The sequence below is a fragment of the Hyphomicrobium sp. CS1GBMeth3 genome, assembly GCF_900117455.1.
Lineage (GTDB): Bacteria > Pseudomonadota > Alphaproteobacteria > Rhizobiales > Hyphomicrobiaceae > Hyphomicrobium_C.
Genome location: NZ_FPHO01000002.1, coordinates 1,199,952 through 1,214,757, shown reverse-complemented (window position 1 = coordinate 1,214,757; position 14,806 = coordinate 1,199,952). Strand labels below are relative to the sequence as shown.

Genomic DNA, 14,806 nt, shown 5'->3' with positions numbered 1-14,806 from the left:
CCGCTCGATCCTTCCGATGGGACAGGTGCCCAGCCCCCTTACTTAGAGGGAAGCAAGGCGGTGCCTTCTGCGGTCAGTTGACGCGTGAAACCTCGACCAGGTTGTCCGAATAGGTCGGCGCCCGGCCGAGCCCGGACCACGCATCCGACGAGATCGAGTTCACCGACCCGTCCGACCTGTTGAGCGAGCGCCAGTAGCCCAATGTGGCAACAATAACGCCGGTGGGCACGTCGTCTGTCACCCGCGCGACACCCTCGAAGCTTCCCCGTGAATTTGCGACCCGTACGGGATCTCCGTGCCGGATGCTCCGCGTCTCGGCATCCGTCGGCGAGATCATCACGAACTGTTCGCCCTGACCTTTGATTTTGTGCGGCTCGTTCGCGTAGCACGAGTTGAGGAAGCCGTGGCTCTTGGGCGTGATGATGTTGAGAGGATACTTCTTGGCAAGTTCGGGGTCCGCTTCCGCCGTCTCGCGCGGCGCGACGTACCCCGGCAGCGGATCGACGGGCGACCCATCCTGCTCACCGTCGTACATGGCGCGGAACGGGCCTGCGACGAAGTTCTTCGTGTCCTCGGGCAGAAGAATTTCCACCTTGCCGGACGGCGTCGGGAAGTTGCCTTCCGCGTGCGGTGCGCGCGTATCGGCGGAGCCGACGTCGATCTTATAGAAGCCGTGCTCCTTGAAGTAGTCCATGCCGATGCCACCCATCTTGGGGTCGTCCCAATTGATGTAAGCGGCACAAAGCTCGCTGTCGGTCATTTTGAAGACGGGGTCGTCGAAGCCCATCTCGGCCGCGAGCAGGCGCCACAGATCGCTCGTCGGCTTGCACTCGCCAGGCGGATCGACGGCCTTCTGATTGTACGTGAGGTAGAATGTGCCCCACGACCACATCATGTCCTCGGCTTCGCCCGCCATCGCGGACGGCAGGATGATGTCGGCATATTTCGCCGTGTCAGTAATGAAGTGTTCGGCGACGACCGTGAACAGGTCCTCCCGCTGCAGCCCCTGGACGATCTTGTTCGTCTCCGGCGACTGGCTGACGGGATTGGTGCAGAACACGAACAGGCTCTTGATCGGCGGATCGAGCTGCATCTCGCCCGTCAGTGCCTGGCCGAGCCTGAGATTGTTCACCACGCGTGTGCCCGGCTTGATGAAGTCCGGCCGCGCCGCCTTCGCCCAATCGACCGGGAAATCCCACAGCGGCAATTGCAGCATGCCGCCGCCGACATGGCGCCATGAGCCCGCGAGAGCCGGCAGCGCATAGATCGCCCGGGAGGCTTGCGCGCCGCCCGCGGAGCGCTCGATGGCGACGCCGATGCGGATCGCAGACGGCTGCGACGTCGCGAACTCGTAAGCGAATGTTTTGATGTCGTCCGCTTTGACGCCCGTGACACGCTCGACGTACTCGGGCGTGAAGTCGGCCGCGCGCGCTTTCAATTCCGCAAAGCCGTGAACATGCTTGTCGACATAATCCTGATCGACCACGCCCTGCTCGATCATCGAATTGATGATGCCGAGCGCGAGCGCGCCGTCCGTGCCGGGCTTCGGCATGATGTGCCAGTCGGCGCCCTTCGCTGTGCGAGACCGATAGGGATCGACCACGACGATCTTCGCGCCGCGCTTTTGCGCCTCGAGAACGAAGGGCCAGTGATGCAAGTTGGTCGAGATCGTATTGCAGGCCCAGATCACGATAAACTTCGAATGCACGAAGCTTTCGGGATCGACGCCGCCTGTCGGCCCATGCGTCATCAGCCACGCCGTCGAGGAGCCAGACGTGCAGAACGTCTTCTCGTTCACCGTCGAGCCGAGCCTGTTGAAGAACGGGTCGCCCGAGTTGATCCCCTGCACGAGGCCCATGTTGCCCAGGTAGCTGTAGGGCATGATCGCCTGCGCGCCGTACTCGCTAATGATTTCGCGCCACTTGTTGCCGATCGTGCGGATCGCCTCGTCCCAGGTAATGCGCTCGAAGGTGTTACCGCCGTTCGGCCCCGTGCCTTTCGCGCCGACCCGGCGCAGCGGATACATCAGCCGGTCCGGATTGGCGTGATGGTCGTGGAAGTCCTTGAGCTTCACGCAGAGACCGCCGCGCGTGAAGGGATGGTTCTTCTTGCCGCGCACTTCGACGAGCTTGCCGTCGCGTACGTGATAGTCCATGGCGCAGGTGTCGGGGCAGTCGTGAGGGCAGGCGCCGTGGAAGGTTTCGGGTTTGATCTGCTCGTTCATAGGTGCGCTCCTCCATCGCGTGGTGTCGTTTGCGAGCCTTTGGTGGCGCACCTCTTCCGCGGCACGCCGGCTTCTGTCTTGTTATTGTGCGACACTCTGACACCGCGAGGGCAAATCATCAACCATATTGTTGAGGGTTTTCGCGGCGGAGGAAACGGCCGGACCGTCTTGGAGGCGAAAAAGCAATGTCGTCCGCGCTATTTCCTCGCCGTTGAGCGCAGCTACGGCGCGCAGGCGCCATCCGTGCGGTGCAGGCCGCCGCGCGGATCTGACACGACCTCGCCGTCGAGGTAGCCGGGCCCAACGGGCACCTTGCCATGCCCGCCCGGAATATCGAGCACGTACGTCGGCATGGCGAGGCCGGAGAGGCGTTGCCGCAGCGCGCGCATCAGCGCCTCACCTTGGGCGAGCGTCGTGCGGAAGTGCGCGGTGCCGGGTGCCAGATCACCATGATGCAAGTAGTACGGCTTGACGCGCGCCTCGACGAAAGCGCGCATCAGCGCGTCCAAGGTCTCGACGTCATCGTTGACGCCCCGCAGCAGCACCGTCTGGCTGACAAGCGGAATGCCCGCGTCGACGAGCCGGCGAATGGCCATGCGCGCTGCCGCGGTCAGCTCGCGCGGATGGTTGGCGTGCAGCGCCACATAGACCGTTTTGGCCGTTGCGCTGAGCGCTTGTGCGAACTCGTTCGTCACACGCTCGGGCGCCACCACCGGCACGCGTGTGTGCCAACGTACGATCTTCACATGCGGGATGGCGTCGAGGGCTTCCGTGATTTCGCGCACGCGCCGCGGGCTCAGGATGAAAGGATCGCCGCCGGTCAGGATCACCTCCCAGATTTCGGCATGCGCGCGGATGTAGTCGAGCGCCGCGTCTATCTCGTCCGCCGTCAGGTTGGCCTCAGCCGCAGGCCCGATCATCTCGCGCCGGAAGCAGAAGCGGCAGTACACCGGACACACGCCGACGATCTTGAGCAGCACCCGATCCGGGTAGCGGTGTACGATGCCTTTGACCGGGCTCTTTACGATGTCGCCGATCGGATCGCCGCGCTCCTCCGGCATCCGGTCGAGCTCGCGCACATCCGGCACGAATTGCCGCGCGATCGGATCGTTGGCATCCTTCGTGTCGATGAGCGCCGCCATCGCCGGCGTGACCGCAACTGCATAGCGCTCGGCAACAGCCGCCACATCCGCCTCTTTCGCGGCAGGCACGAGCCCGGCGTCGACGAGATCGGTCGCGGATTTCAGCGTCTGGCGCAGATGGGTCATGCCGGCGGCCACTGCTCCGTGTCGTGGTCAGGGTGCTGGTAGGAGACGAGGTCGACCAGAAACGGCGCCGCCTCCGGATCGGAGAGCGTGTGCTCCTGCGGCAGCTCGTGGATGTGATCGACGTAGGGAAGCTTGCCTTCCACGCCCCACTGGATCTTAGGCGCAATCTCTTGCGGCTTGTCGAATGCGCCGATCGCGAGCGCAACGCCATCCGGCGCTTCGTACGTGAGCGGCGTGCCGCAGTCCGCGCAGAACCCGCGCTGTGCCGCGTTGGAGGATTGAAATCTCTTCGGCGCGCCGCGCGTCCACACGAGCTTAGCGTCGCGCACCGAGACGAGCGGCGCATAGAAGCCGCCGAATGCTTTCTGGCACATGCGGCAATGGCAGACGGACGCGTCTCCGAGCGGACCCTCGACTCTAAAGCGCACCGCACCGCATTGGCATCCGCCCGTATGAACTTCGCTCATGCTCGTCTCCAGCTCCCGAGCCATGTCTGCGAGGGCAGGGAGTGCGCCTTACTTGCTCTCATCGGCGAGCGGTGTCCAGATCACCTGGTCGACGTTGCTCGCGCCCGACGCCAGCATCACCAGCCGGTCGAAGCCGAGCGCGCAGCCAGAGGCAGGCGGCATCTGACGCAGCGCGGCCAGGAAATCCTCATCCAGCGGATAGCGCTCGCCATAGATGCGCGCTTTCTCATCCATCTCATGCGCGAGCCGGCGGCGCTGCTCCTCTGCATCGGTAAGCTCGCCAAAGCCGTTGGCGAGCTCCACACCCGCTGCATAAAGCTCGAACCGCTCCGCCACCTCGGGCCGGCCGGGAACCCGCCGCGCCAGCGCTGCCTCGGGCGAGGGGTATTCGTAGAGGATTGTCGGCTTTGGGTGCCCGAGCTTCGGTTCGATCCGCTCCACGAGCGCACGCGAAAAGATGTCCGACCAGGTGTCGTCATCCGCCGTGCGGATGCCGGCCGCGTTCGCACGCTGACGTAGAGCGTCCGTATCTGCAACACCATCCGGGCACGTGTCCAACAGTGAGAAACCCGCATGAATGCGAAACGCTTCTTCAAGCGTCAGCCGCTCAGCCACGCCATCGATCGCAACCGCACGATCGCGGAACGTCCAGCGCGTCCGCCCGCCGATCTCGGCCGCGAGCGCGAGCATCGCCAGGCAGTCGTCCCACAGCACGGTGTAGTCCGCGCCGGCGCGATACCATTCGAGCATCGTGAATTCCGGAGCGTGCAGTGCCCCGCGCTCCCGGTTGCGATAGACGGGTGCGAAACAGAAGATCTTCTGCTCGCCCGCTGCGATGAGCTTCTTCATCGCGAACTCGGGCGAGGTGTGGAGATAGAGGCGACGCCGATCGAGCGCTGTCCCGATGCGCTCCGTCGCGAAGGCGTGCAGGTGCGTCTCGTTCCCCGGCGAGACGACGAGCGCACCGGCGTCGATCTCGACGAAGCCCTGCGCCTCGAACCACGCACGGATCGCCGCCTTGATGCGGTTGCGCAGCAGCAGCGCCGGTCGGCGGTCCCGATGGCGGTCCTTGTCCCACCAGGGGGAGGGAGCAGGCATAGATAAATAATCCTCGTAGGCGGAAGTGGAACAGGCACCGAGCGTCATCGCGGCGTTGCGGCTGCACATTAACGAGGTAGCGAGCCGCGGCTCAAGACGGATCATGCGGAGAGGCGCGAAGCCGCTCTTGCGGACGCACCTGCCGCGGGATTAACCTTTTGTGGACTGACGAAGGGGGGCGAGCATGACCGCTGCCGAGGCCGACACGGCGACGCTGGATACGCCGACACTAACCGCTGCCGTCTTCACTTTGGGATTTGCAGTGATCGTCGGTATCGCGCTGAGCTCGGTGCCCGAAGGCGGCACGCTCGGCGGCGCGGCGGACGCATTGAAGAATCTCGCCTATGTGCTGACGGTCCCGGTCTTCGACCTCTCGCGGCGCGTGCTGTCGCGCAGGAAGCTGCGGATCGCCGATGCGCCTAGCTCGCCGGAAACAGGAGGCGCGAACCTGCTCGGCACGGCCTTCGTCACGGCCCTTGTTCTGTTCATCCTGATCGAGCTTTTGAGCTGGCTGACCGGCTTTGGCATGGGAAGCGTGTGCGCGCTCTTCGGTCAGCAGGGACAGATCACCGACTTCGGCCAGTGCCTGACGATTGGTGTCAGCGTCTTCGGCACGGTCTTGATTGCGCCCGTTATGATCGCGCTTGGCGCCAGCGCAGGCTGGATGTGGAAAGGCATGCTGCACGGCGGCCTTCTAACCACGCTGTTAATCTTCGCCGTCGTCGTCGCGGCCTTGTTTGCGCTCGACTTTTTCATCCTATTGCAGCGGGATGCTGGGCAGGCCCAGGCGCTCCAGGATCACTTCAACGCCATCGGCCCGGTGCGTCAGATCGGCCTGCAGGTCGTCATCCTGAGCATCGGCATCCTGCTGGGCTACGGGGTCCGGCGGCTTTGGCAAGGCGTGGCCCGGATCTTCGGTTAGCCTGCACGCCTTCGTTTTTCGTTTGACGGGGTCGGGGCCGCCGCTGCGGCCGTTTCGCCACGCCCGCGTCATCGGCCCTTGGCCTTGCGGGCGATCCAGAGTAAGAGAGCGCCCATATTTCCTGCCCGGACGGACGGATGTATCGCGAGGCGGCCTCAACGGTTGCTGTCGGGCACGGCTGGAATTTATGGGAGAAGACCGTGGTCAAAGTGATCGCTAGCTCGATCCGCAAGGGCAATGTGCTCGATCTCGACGGCAAGCTCGCCGTCGTCATCTCTGCAGAGAACATCCATCCCGGCAAGGGCACGCCGGTGACGCATCTCGAGATGCGCCGCATCTCTGACGGCGTGAAGGTGACCGAGCGCTATCGCACGACCGATCAGGTCGAGCGCGCCTACCTCGAGGAGAAGGATTACAACTACCTCTACGAGGACGAGATGGGCTTCAACTTCATGCAGCCCGAGACCTTCGACCAGATCACGGTCTCGAAGGACGTCGTCGGCGACCAGGCCGTCTGGTTGCAGGAAGGCATGACCTGCTCGGTGTCCCTGTTCGAGGGTAACCCGATCTCCATCGAGTTGCCCGCGCGCGTGATCTTCGAGATCGTCGAGGCGGATCCCGTCGTGAAGGGACAGACGGCGTCGTCGTCCTATAAGCCCGCGAAGCTCGAAAACGGCGCCCGTATCATGGTGCCGCCGCACATCGGTACGGGCACACGCGTCGTCGTCATGACGGCTGACGGCTCCTACGTCGAGCGCGCCAAGGACTGATCCACCTGGTGGCCGGGTGGGCCGGAATACGGCTCCCCACCACCGACGTGTCAGCGCCGGTCGGATGCGGCAAGCTTATGCGCGCTCGGTGCGCCCGTATTCCTCGATATCCCAGCCGTCCTCGTCGTCGTCCGGCCGACGTGCGGAATCGCCGTCCTCGTCGTCGCCATCACCGTAGAGGTTGAAGTTGCGATCATCGTCGGGCTGGGCGCGTTGATCGCTCTGCCCATCGTCGCCATAGCCCTGCGGCTCGTCATCGGACATGGGAACGACTTTGGCTGACGAAGTCATGTCGACGGTGGGATTCTTGCCGTCATCGGCAAGCGCGCCTGCGGCGAACGGGCCTGCCAGCAGCAGCGCGGCAACTAACGCACGAAAAGGCATGACAACCTCCTGAATGGCCCGAGACTTATCTCATGATGAGACCCGAATGGGGCCATGGGAAGGTATGTTGCGCACATCTTGAAAATCCGCCGCAAATCCTTGGCGAAATCAGCTGGTTGTTACGCCGCCATGCGTAGCTAGAACTTGGCCAGCACACCCGGCGCGACCTTGCCGCCAAGCTCGGCATAGAGCTCGGTGACGCGCGGCAGGATCTGCGCTGCCTCCGAAACCACACCGAACCGCACCTCGAGCCCGCGCCGGATGAAGGCCTCGTTGCGCATATGCTCAAGCAGCGCCAGGAAAGGGTCCCAAAAGTTCGCGATGTTGGCAACGACGATCGGCTTGGTGTGCTGGCCGAGCTGCGCCCACGTCAGCTGCTCGACGAGCTCCTCCAGCGTGCCGATGCCGCCAGGTAGCGCGACGAAGGCGTCCGAGCGGTCGAACATCAGCTTCTTGCGCTCGTGCATGTCGGTCGTGACCATAAGGTCCGTGACCTCACGCAGCATATGCTCGCGCTCGACGAGAAACGACGGGATGATGCCGGTGACCTCGCCGCCCGCATCCAGCGCCGCACGCGCAACCTCGCCCATGAGTCCGAGCCCGCCGCCTCCATAGACGAGACGTACGCCGTTCTCGCCGAGCGAACGCCCGAGCGTTCGGGCGGCTTCGGCGTAGGCTGGGCCCTCGCCAGCGCCGGATCCACAATAGACACAGACGCTGCGTACGCCGTGCGCGGGCGCATGGAGAGTGGGCGCCCCGTTCATATGCTGCGGTGCGGTAATCTGCGGACGGCCTTTTTTGCTCATGGACTTGGCGGAAGGTAACGGATCGGATTGTGTGCGCTGCAATGAGTAGTCCTTAGCGGACTTCGAAGGGGAAACTATGACAGGTTTCATGTTTCATTAGATGGGGCCGGGGAGCCATTCTGCCAATGGCGGCTCTCGAAATGGCCTCAGCGGTACGGCGCAACCATATGGCCTGCTTAAGAAAGATCGGGAAGTCGTTTGCTCCGTCGCATGAAAATATTCTAACCTGTAATCGGGATCGCCGGAAACGGCAGGTGGGGTGGGGCGTAAGACAGTGAGCGTTGCGTCGTCGTTTCGAAACGGGCTGCGAAACCCAGCCGCCGCGGTATGTGCATCCGCGCTGCTCATCGTGCCTCTCATGCTGGGCGTCGCGGGGGCCCACGCACAAACGTCTGCTCCAGACAAATCCGAGCGCGTGGCGGGCGACAGCGCGACTGCACCGCCGCCGACAGGTCAATTGCCGTCCGCGGTCACCGATTGGCTTGAGCAGGCCGCTTCCACCTACCAGTCGGACGTCGCGAGCAAGCTGTCCGTGCCGCGCAGCGACGACGCGGGCAAAACAACCGATCCTCTAACGCACGTCATCGAGGCGCTGCGCACCGCCGGCACCGCCACGGCCGGCTACGTCGTCTACTGGATCGAGCGCAGCTACGAGGCGGTCGGCTTCCAACTCCCGGGGTATTCACAGGCCTCCGTCACCGTCCTCGCCGATAAGACCGCTGCGGAAGCGAGAGCGTTTGTCGAGGCGCGCAGCAAGGCCGAGGCGGACTGGCGCGAAGCGGCTGCGCGGGCGGAAGAGGCGGCAGCGGAAGCCGCGCGCGAGGTCGAGAAACGCAAAAGCACTCCTGAGGACGCCGCGGCGGAGGCCGAGCGCAAGCGGGCCGAGGCCCGCAAGGAGGAGCTACGCAAAATCAAGGAGGATCTCGACCGGCGCATTGAGGAGGGCCTGAAGAAGCTCGAGGAGTTGGAGAAGCTCGACAAGACGCGCAAGACCGAAACGACGCGCAAGGCGCTGCAGGCCGACGTTGCCCGCGGCGCCGAGGAAGCCGTGAAAGCAATGGCGGACCAGGCGCGCCGTCTCGCGGCCGAGCGCAAGGCTGCGAGGGAGGTCGAACAAAGCGCCGCCGAAGAAAAGCGGATAGCAGAAGCAAGGGCGGAAGAGGCGCGTAAGGCGGCGGAAGCGGAGGCAGCCCGAAAAGCCGAGGCAGAGCGCAAAGCCGCGGAGGAGAAGCGCAGAACCGAGGCGAAGGCCGAAGAGGCGCGCAAGGCAGCGGAAGTGGAAGCCGCACGCAAGGCCGAAGCGGAGCGGAAGGCGTCGGACGAGAAGCGACTGGCGGACGCCAAGGCCGCCGAGGAGACCAAGGCCGTCGAGGAGAAACGTCTGGCCGAAGCGAAAGCCGAGCAGGACAAGCAGCTGGCCGGAGCAGAGCCGGCATCAAAGCCTGAGCCGAAAGCCGCCGAGACGCCCGAGACAGATGCAAGAGCTGCGGAGAAAACGCAGCCCGCCGAGGCCGAGACGGCCGACAAGCCCTCTGAAGCACGTCCGGACAACGCGCAGCCGCGAGATGCTGCCGCAGCGGTTCAGATCAAGCCGCGCGTAAAGCGTCTCGCGGAGGCAAAGCCGCGCGCTTCTGCATCACGCAAGAATCACCTCGGTGCCAAGCGTAAGGACGCGAAGAAGGTCAAAGCCAACAAGCGCCGCAGCTATGCCGCCGCGAAGCTCCGCGACAGGCCGAAGCGCCAACTGCGGGCCCGAGGCACACGGGTGCACGTTGTAAAGCGCGGCGATACGCTCTGGGATATCTCGCGCCGCTACCTCGGCAAGGGCGCGGATTACAAGAAGATCTACCGCATCAACCGCAAGACCATCCGCAACCCGCACCGCATCTATCCCGGACAAGTCGTGCGCTTGCCGAAGCGCCGTTGAGGTTGCCGCTCAGGCGCGCTAAAGGTCCCGCTGCTCCAACGCGACAATTCTTGCGTATTGAATGCGCAAGGTCGAGCACGCGCACGGGATTTCCGGACAGGGTATGAGGCAAACCAACATCGCGACATCGTCGGCGAGCCGCAGCGAGCGGCCGGATCTGCTCGGCCTTTCGTCTGACGTCAGCCATTGGACGGTCCTGAAAAGCCTGCTGCCGTTCATCTGGCCCGAGGGCCGCCGCGATCTGCGTATCGAGGTGGCGGGCGCGTTCGTCGTGCTCATCGTCGCCAAGCTCGTCACCGTTGCTGTCCCGATCGCCTTCAAGTGGGCGACCGACTGGCTCGCCTCCGATCTTGCTCGTCCCGAAATCGCTGCTGCCAAAGGTCTGGCGCTCGGCATTGCCATGTTGATCGTCGCCTATGGCGTCGGGCGCGTGCTGATGATGGCGCTGAACCAGATTCGAGACGTTCTGTTCACGCGCGTCGGCCAGCACGCCATCCGCGAACTCAACAACCGCACGTTCCGCCACCTGCATAAGCTGTCGCTGCGCTTTCATCTCGAGCGGCGAACCGGCGGTCTCTCGCGCGTCATCGAGCGCGGCACGCGCGGCATCGACCTGATCATACGCATGGGCGTCATGCAGCTCGCGCCAACTATCGTCGAGATGGTGCTCGTTGCCGCCCTGCTGATCTTCTACTTCAATTGGTTCTACGTCCTGATCCTCGTTGCGACCATCGCGGCCTACATGTGGTTCACTTTCTGGGCTTCCGAGCGGCGCATCGCCATCCGCCGCGAGATGAACGAGAGCGACACCGAGGCCAACACCAAGGCCGTCGACAGCCTGTTGAACTACGAAACGGTCAAATATTTCGGCAACGACGAGGCGGAAGCACGTCGCTTCGACGCGTCCATGGCCCGCTACGAGCGCGCCGCCGTCAAGACCTATTACTCGCTCGGCGTCTTGAACTCCGGCCAGGCCGCGATCTTCACCGTCGGCATGACGCTTGTCATGTGGCTTGCCGCGCGCGGCGTCATGGAAGGTACGCACACAGTCGGCGACTTCGTGCTGATCAACGCTGTGATGATCCAGCTCTACCAGCCCCTGAATTTCATGGGCATGGTCTATCGCGAGATCAAGCAGGGCCTTGTCGACCTCGAGACCATGTTCGCGCTTTTGGGCGAGAAGCCGGAGGTCGAGGACAAGCTCGGCGCCAAGCCGCTCATCGTCAGCGAAGGTACGGTGCGCTTCGAGAACGTGTCGTTCTCCTATGACGCTGCACGCCCGATCCTGCACGACATCTCGTTCGAGGTGCCCGCGGGCAAGATGGTGGCCCTCGTCGGCCCGTCGGGCGCCGGCAAGTCCACGATCTCGCGCATCCTGTTCCGCTTCTACGACATCGACGCTGGACGCGTGACCATCGACGGCCAGGACATTCGCGACGTGACGCAGCATTCGCTGCGCCAGGCCATCGGCGTGGTGCCGCAGGACACCGTGCTGTTCAACGACACGATCCTCTACAACATTCGCTACGGCCGCCCCGATGCCACTGACGCCGAAGTGCATGAGGCCGCGCGTCTCGCGCAGATCGACCGCTTCATCGCCGCACTGCCCGAGGGCTATAGGACGATGGTTGGCGAGCGGGGCTTGAAGCTTTCGGGCGGCGAGAAGCAGCGCGTCGCCATTGCACGCACGATCCTCAAGGGGCCGCCGATCCTGATGCTCGACGAGGCGACGAGCGCTCTCGACAGCCACACCGAGAAGGAGATCCAGGACGCGCTTGACGGCGTTGCCGCCAACCGCACGACCCTCGTCATCGCACATCGGCTCTCGACTATCGTGCACGCCGACAGCATCATCGTGCTCGACAAGGGCCGGCTCGTGGAGCAGGGCACGCACGCCGAGCTGATCGCCAAGGGCGGGCTCTACGCCAGCCTCTGGAGCCGTCAGCGCCAAGCCGAGAAGGCCCGCGAGGAGCTGGCCGCCGCGCTCGAAGCAGGCTCCGGCGCCTCGCCCGTCGAGCCGAAGGATGGCGTGCTCGCCGTAGAGGAGCGCCAAGCGAGCGCGCCCGGCGAGCCCCCGCAGTCGTTCTAGGACGCGCCGCTCACCAAGAAAGCTGACGCATGGCCGCGATCGGCGGCGCGGCAATGTCGGTAAAAAGCTCTTTGAGCGCCGCGCTCGTAAGCTCGCCTGAGACGTGTACGCCGCTGGCGATGAATACGCTGTCGAGCCCCGCGGCCGCCGCTCCCTTTATGTCGGTTCGCACGCCGTCGCCGATGCAGAGCACACGTTCGCGCGCGACCGGCGTGCCTCTCAGCGTCTCCAGCATCTCGAAGGCCATGTCGTAGACTGGAAGATACGGCTTGCCCGCATAGGCAACGCTGCCACCGAGCTCCACGTACTCGGCCGCGAGCGCGCCGGCGCAGTAGACGATTTTGTCGCCGCGCTCGACGGTGATGTCCGGATTGGCGCACGTCATCGGCACCTGACGGTCCGCGAGCTCCGCGAGCAGCGTCGCGTAATCATCCGGCGTCTCGATCTCATCGTCGAACAGGCCCGTGCACGAGGCAACATCGGCCTCGCGCGCCGCCCCGACAAGCGTGACGTCGAGCCCCTCGTAAAGGGGGAGGTCGCGCTCCGGGCCAAGGTGAAAGACACGCTGTCCTGCATAGGCGCCAATGAGCGCGCGTGCCGCATCGCCGGAAGTGAGGATCGCGTCCCACGCGAAACGCGGCACGCCGATGCGGTCGAGCTGAGCGGCAACGCTGGCCGCCGGACGCGGTGCGTTGGAGAGCAGAAGCACCGTGCCGCCTGACAGGCGAAAGCGCGTGCAGGCTTCGCAAGCCTCCGTGAACGGCTCGACGCCGTTGTGCATCACGCCCCAGATGTCGGTCAGCCACACCTCACGCCCCGGCGCGAGGTCGGCAATCGAGTTTAGGATGGGGATAGGCTGCGGAGAGGCTTGAGGCGAGGTCATGCCGCCATGCGTACTGGCTCGGCGGCGGGAGGGCAAGCGCCGGCGCCGGCGCTTGCCCGAAGCGATACCTTAAGCCGCGACCGTGGTGCCGCGCGAGGTTCGGCTGTTCACTACGTCGGCGCGGACAGGGCGCGCGCCGCCGAAGAGCTGCCCCTGGCCGAGCAGCACGCCGAAGCCAAACACGCGCGCCAGTTGCTCGTCGTTGTCGATGCGCTCGACCACCAGCGTCAGCCCGTGACGGGCTAGGTGGCGGCACACGTCGCTCGAAGGCAGGAAGCCACTCGGCGCCCTTAGCCCATCGAGGAACACGGCCGCGTCGAGCTTCGCGAACACGAAGCCCTGCTCTGCCAGCGCCTCGAAATCCATGTCGAGGTCGGTGAGGTGCGTGATGGCGAAACGGAAACCGAGTGCGCGCATGTCGGCGAGCGAGTCCCACTCCGGCGTCGAGAAGCCGCGCACGTCGCTCTGCGTGAACGAGAGCACGAGCTGCGAGGCGAGCTGTGCACGCTGATGCAGCGTCTCGGCCAGCTCGCCGAGGAAGTGCTCGTCGGCCACAGACTCGCCGCTGAAGGCCGAGAACACCGAGCCGCCCTTGCCGCGCTCCTCGAGGCGCCGCGCAACCGCTGCTGTCCGCGTCACGCGCACGCCGTCGAACAGCGGAAGTAGGCCGGTGCCGCGCAGATCCGGGCCGTTGGCCGAGACCTCGAGCGGGTTGCCGTCGGCGTCGCGCAGGCGGACGCTGACCTCATAATGGCGTGTCTGCTGGTCCTCAAGGCCGAGGATCGGCTCGAGCGACACGTCGATGCGACCGGCGGAGATGGCATCGGCCATGAGACGCGCGCGCGCATCCGCAGCCGAGCGGGCCTGCTGAGGCGAGGCCCCGCGCACGAACGGCGGCAGCGGCGGCGGCTCGGGCGCGGCCTGCGGAGTGGGCACTGCGACATCCGTCGCGCCGCCGAACGCCGCGCGCATGCTGCCGGCGGTCATGCGCAGCGCGTCGATTGAACGCTCAATCGAGGCTTCGTGCGCAGGAGCACCGGTGGGCTCGGGAAGCGGCGGCGGCACGGCGCCAGCCTTCGCCGGTCCCGTATTCTGCGAGCTCTGGCCCTGCGTGCGGCCCTGCTCGGCGGCGTTGACCTCTTCTAGGAGGCGCTTGATGGCATCCTGGATCACTTCCACGTCGGCCTCGCGCGGAGCCGAAGACTTGGGTGGCGCCGGAGGACGGGCCGCCGGTGCGGCGCCACGCGGCGCTCCCGGGCCGGGCAGCGCCGGCTCGATGGGTGGCGTCGGCGTGGATGCCCGGCCGGCCACGAACGGAGGCAGCTTCTGGCCAACGGCAGGAGGAGGTGCGCCAGCGGGCGGATTGGCGTTCGGCGCCGGGCGGAACGACCAGAGATCCTGCAGGTCCTCCTGCGGCGGAGGTGCCTTGGCTGCACGCGGAGGCGCGCCGGAGGGAAGCGGCGGCGGGGCCGCACGCTCATGATGCGGCGGAGCCGCACGTTCAGGTTGACGCGAAGCAGTCGGCGGCTGAGCGCGTTCGCCCTGCCGCGGGCCGGCCTGCGGCGGATGAGGTGGCATGGGCGGCAGGCCGGGGTTCGGCCGCGTCCCGAACGGTGGCGCCGGAGGAGCCCCTGCGGCGGGTGCCTTGGCTGGAATCGGCGGAGGCATCGGGGAGGCCGCTTTCCTTACGTCCTGCGTGCGCGTGGCCAGAGCCGGGCCAGATGCCCGCGCCTCACGTGCCGTCGCCGGCTTGAGAGCGTTGCGTTCGCGGCGCCAGAGGAACGTATGAACCGTCAGCAGCAAGAGGTATGCTGAAAGCGCCGCCGTTGCGGCCACCGGCCCTGGCATCCCCGCATGCTGGTGCAGTGCAACCGCGCTGGCGGCGGCGACCAAGCCCATGGCCACCACCACGACGGTTTGCGAGGTTGTCTGATTTCGCGTCATCTTCCGCTATTCCCCCAAGTACTT

The 14,806-nt window shown here is 65.4% G+C and carries 12 protein-coding genes; 4 read left to right on the top strand and 8 right to left on the bottom strand.

Going from position 1 to position 14,806, the window contains the following annotated elements; all coding sequences use genetic code 11:
• Window positions 1-73: 73 nt before the first annotated feature.
• From CS1GBM3_RS05920 to epmA, 4 genes are all read right to left on the bottom strand, one after another.
• Window positions 74-2,224, bottom strand: coding sequence for a molybdopterin-containing oxidoreductase family protein (locus tag CS1GBM3_RS05920; RefSeq protein WP_072392640.1), 2,151 nt, complete (start codon window positions 2,222-2,224; stop codon window positions 74-76).
• Between the two features lie 221 nt (window positions 2,225-2,445).
• On the bottom strand, window positions 2,446-3,492 hold the full coding sequence (locus CS1GBM3_RS05915; protein WP_072393773.1) for a lysine-2,3-aminomutase-like protein: 1,047 nt from the start codon (window positions 3,490-3,492) through the stop codon (window positions 2,446-2,448).
• Window positions 3,489-3,959, bottom strand: coding sequence for a GFA family protein (locus CS1GBM3_RS05910; RefSeq protein ID WP_139247807.1), 471 nt, complete (start codon window positions 3,957-3,959; stop codon window positions 3,489-3,491). The genes CS1GBM3_RS05915 and CS1GBM3_RS05910 overlap by 4 nt, the downstream gene beginning before the upstream one ends.
• A gap of 48 nt (window positions 3,960-4,007) precedes the next feature.
• Window positions 4,008-5,057 carry an EF-P lysine aminoacylase EpmA gene (gene epmA / locus CS1GBM3_RS05905; RefSeq protein WP_072392634.1) on the bottom strand — a complete coding sequence of 350 codons (1,050 nt, stop codon included), beginning with the start codon at window positions 5,055-5,057 and terminating at the stop codon, window positions 4,008-4,010.
• A 184-nt stretch (window positions 5,058-5,241) separates the two neighbouring features.
• On the opposite strand from epmA, the gene CS1GBM3_RS05900 reads away from it, so the two are divergent.
• Window positions 5,242-5,979, top strand: coding sequence for a hypothetical protein (locus tag CS1GBM3_RS05900; RefSeq protein ID WP_072392631.1), 738 nt, complete (start codon window positions 5,242-5,244; stop codon window positions 5,977-5,979).
• A gap of 200 nt (window positions 5,980-6,179) precedes the next feature.
• Window positions 6,180-6,749 carry an elongation factor P gene (gene efp, locus CS1GBM3_RS05895; RefSeq protein ID WP_072393770.1) on the top strand — a complete coding sequence of 190 codons (570 nt, stop codon included), beginning with the start codon at window positions 6,180-6,182 and terminating at the stop codon, window positions 6,747-6,749.
• 75 nt (window positions 6,750-6,824) lie between these two features.
• Here the strand turns inward: efp and CS1GBM3_RS05890 are convergent, their stop codons facing one another.
• Window positions 6,825-7,133: a hypothetical protein gene (locus tag CS1GBM3_RS05890; RefSeq protein ID WP_072392628.1), complete on the bottom strand. Its 309-nt coding sequence runs from the start codon at window positions 7,131-7,133 to the stop codon at window positions 6,825-6,827.
• A 137-nt stretch (window positions 7,134-7,270) separates the two neighbouring features.
• Window positions 7,271-7,897, bottom strand: a complete 627-nt coding sequence (locus tag CS1GBM3_RS05885) for an LOG family protein (RefSeq protein ID WP_072393768.1) — start codon at window positions 7,895-7,897, stop codon at window positions 7,271-7,273.
• A gap of 400 nt (window positions 7,898-8,297) precedes the next feature.
• Here CS1GBM3_RS05885 and CS1GBM3_RS05880 point away from each other — a divergent pair, with 400 nt between their 5' ends.
• Together CS1GBM3_RS05880 and CS1GBM3_RS05875 are read left to right on the top strand one after the other, a co-directional pair.
• Window positions 8,298-9,866: a LysM peptidoglycan-binding domain-containing protein gene (locus CS1GBM3_RS05880; RefSeq protein ID WP_139247806.1), complete on the top strand. Its 1,569-nt coding sequence runs from the start codon at window positions 8,298-8,300 to the stop codon at window positions 9,864-9,866.
• A gap of 103 nt (window positions 9,867-9,969) precedes the next feature.
• Window positions 9,970-11,955: an ABCB family ABC transporter ATP-binding protein/permease gene (locus tag CS1GBM3_RS05875; protein ID WP_083567274.1), complete on the top strand. Its 1,986-nt coding sequence runs from the start codon at window positions 9,970-9,972 to the stop codon at window positions 11,953-11,955.
• Between the two features lie 10 nt (window positions 11,956-11,965).
• Here the strand turns inward: CS1GBM3_RS05875 and CS1GBM3_RS05870 are convergent, their stop codons facing one another.
• Together CS1GBM3_RS05870 and CS1GBM3_RS20230 are read right to left on the bottom strand one after the other, a co-directional pair.
• Complete coding sequence (locus CS1GBM3_RS05870) at window positions 11,966-12,838, bottom strand: TIGR01459 family HAD-type hydrolase (protein ID WP_072392622.1); 873 nt, start codon at window positions 12,836-12,838, stop codon at window positions 11,966-11,968.
• A gap of 69 nt (window positions 12,839-12,907) precedes the next feature.
• Window positions 12,908-14,782 carry an EAL domain-containing protein gene (locus CS1GBM3_RS20230; RefSeq protein ID WP_072392619.1) on the bottom strand — a complete coding sequence of 625 codons (1,875 nt, stop codon included), beginning with the start codon at window positions 14,780-14,782 and terminating at the stop codon, window positions 12,908-12,910.
• Window positions 14,783-14,806 lie beyond the last annotated feature (24 nt).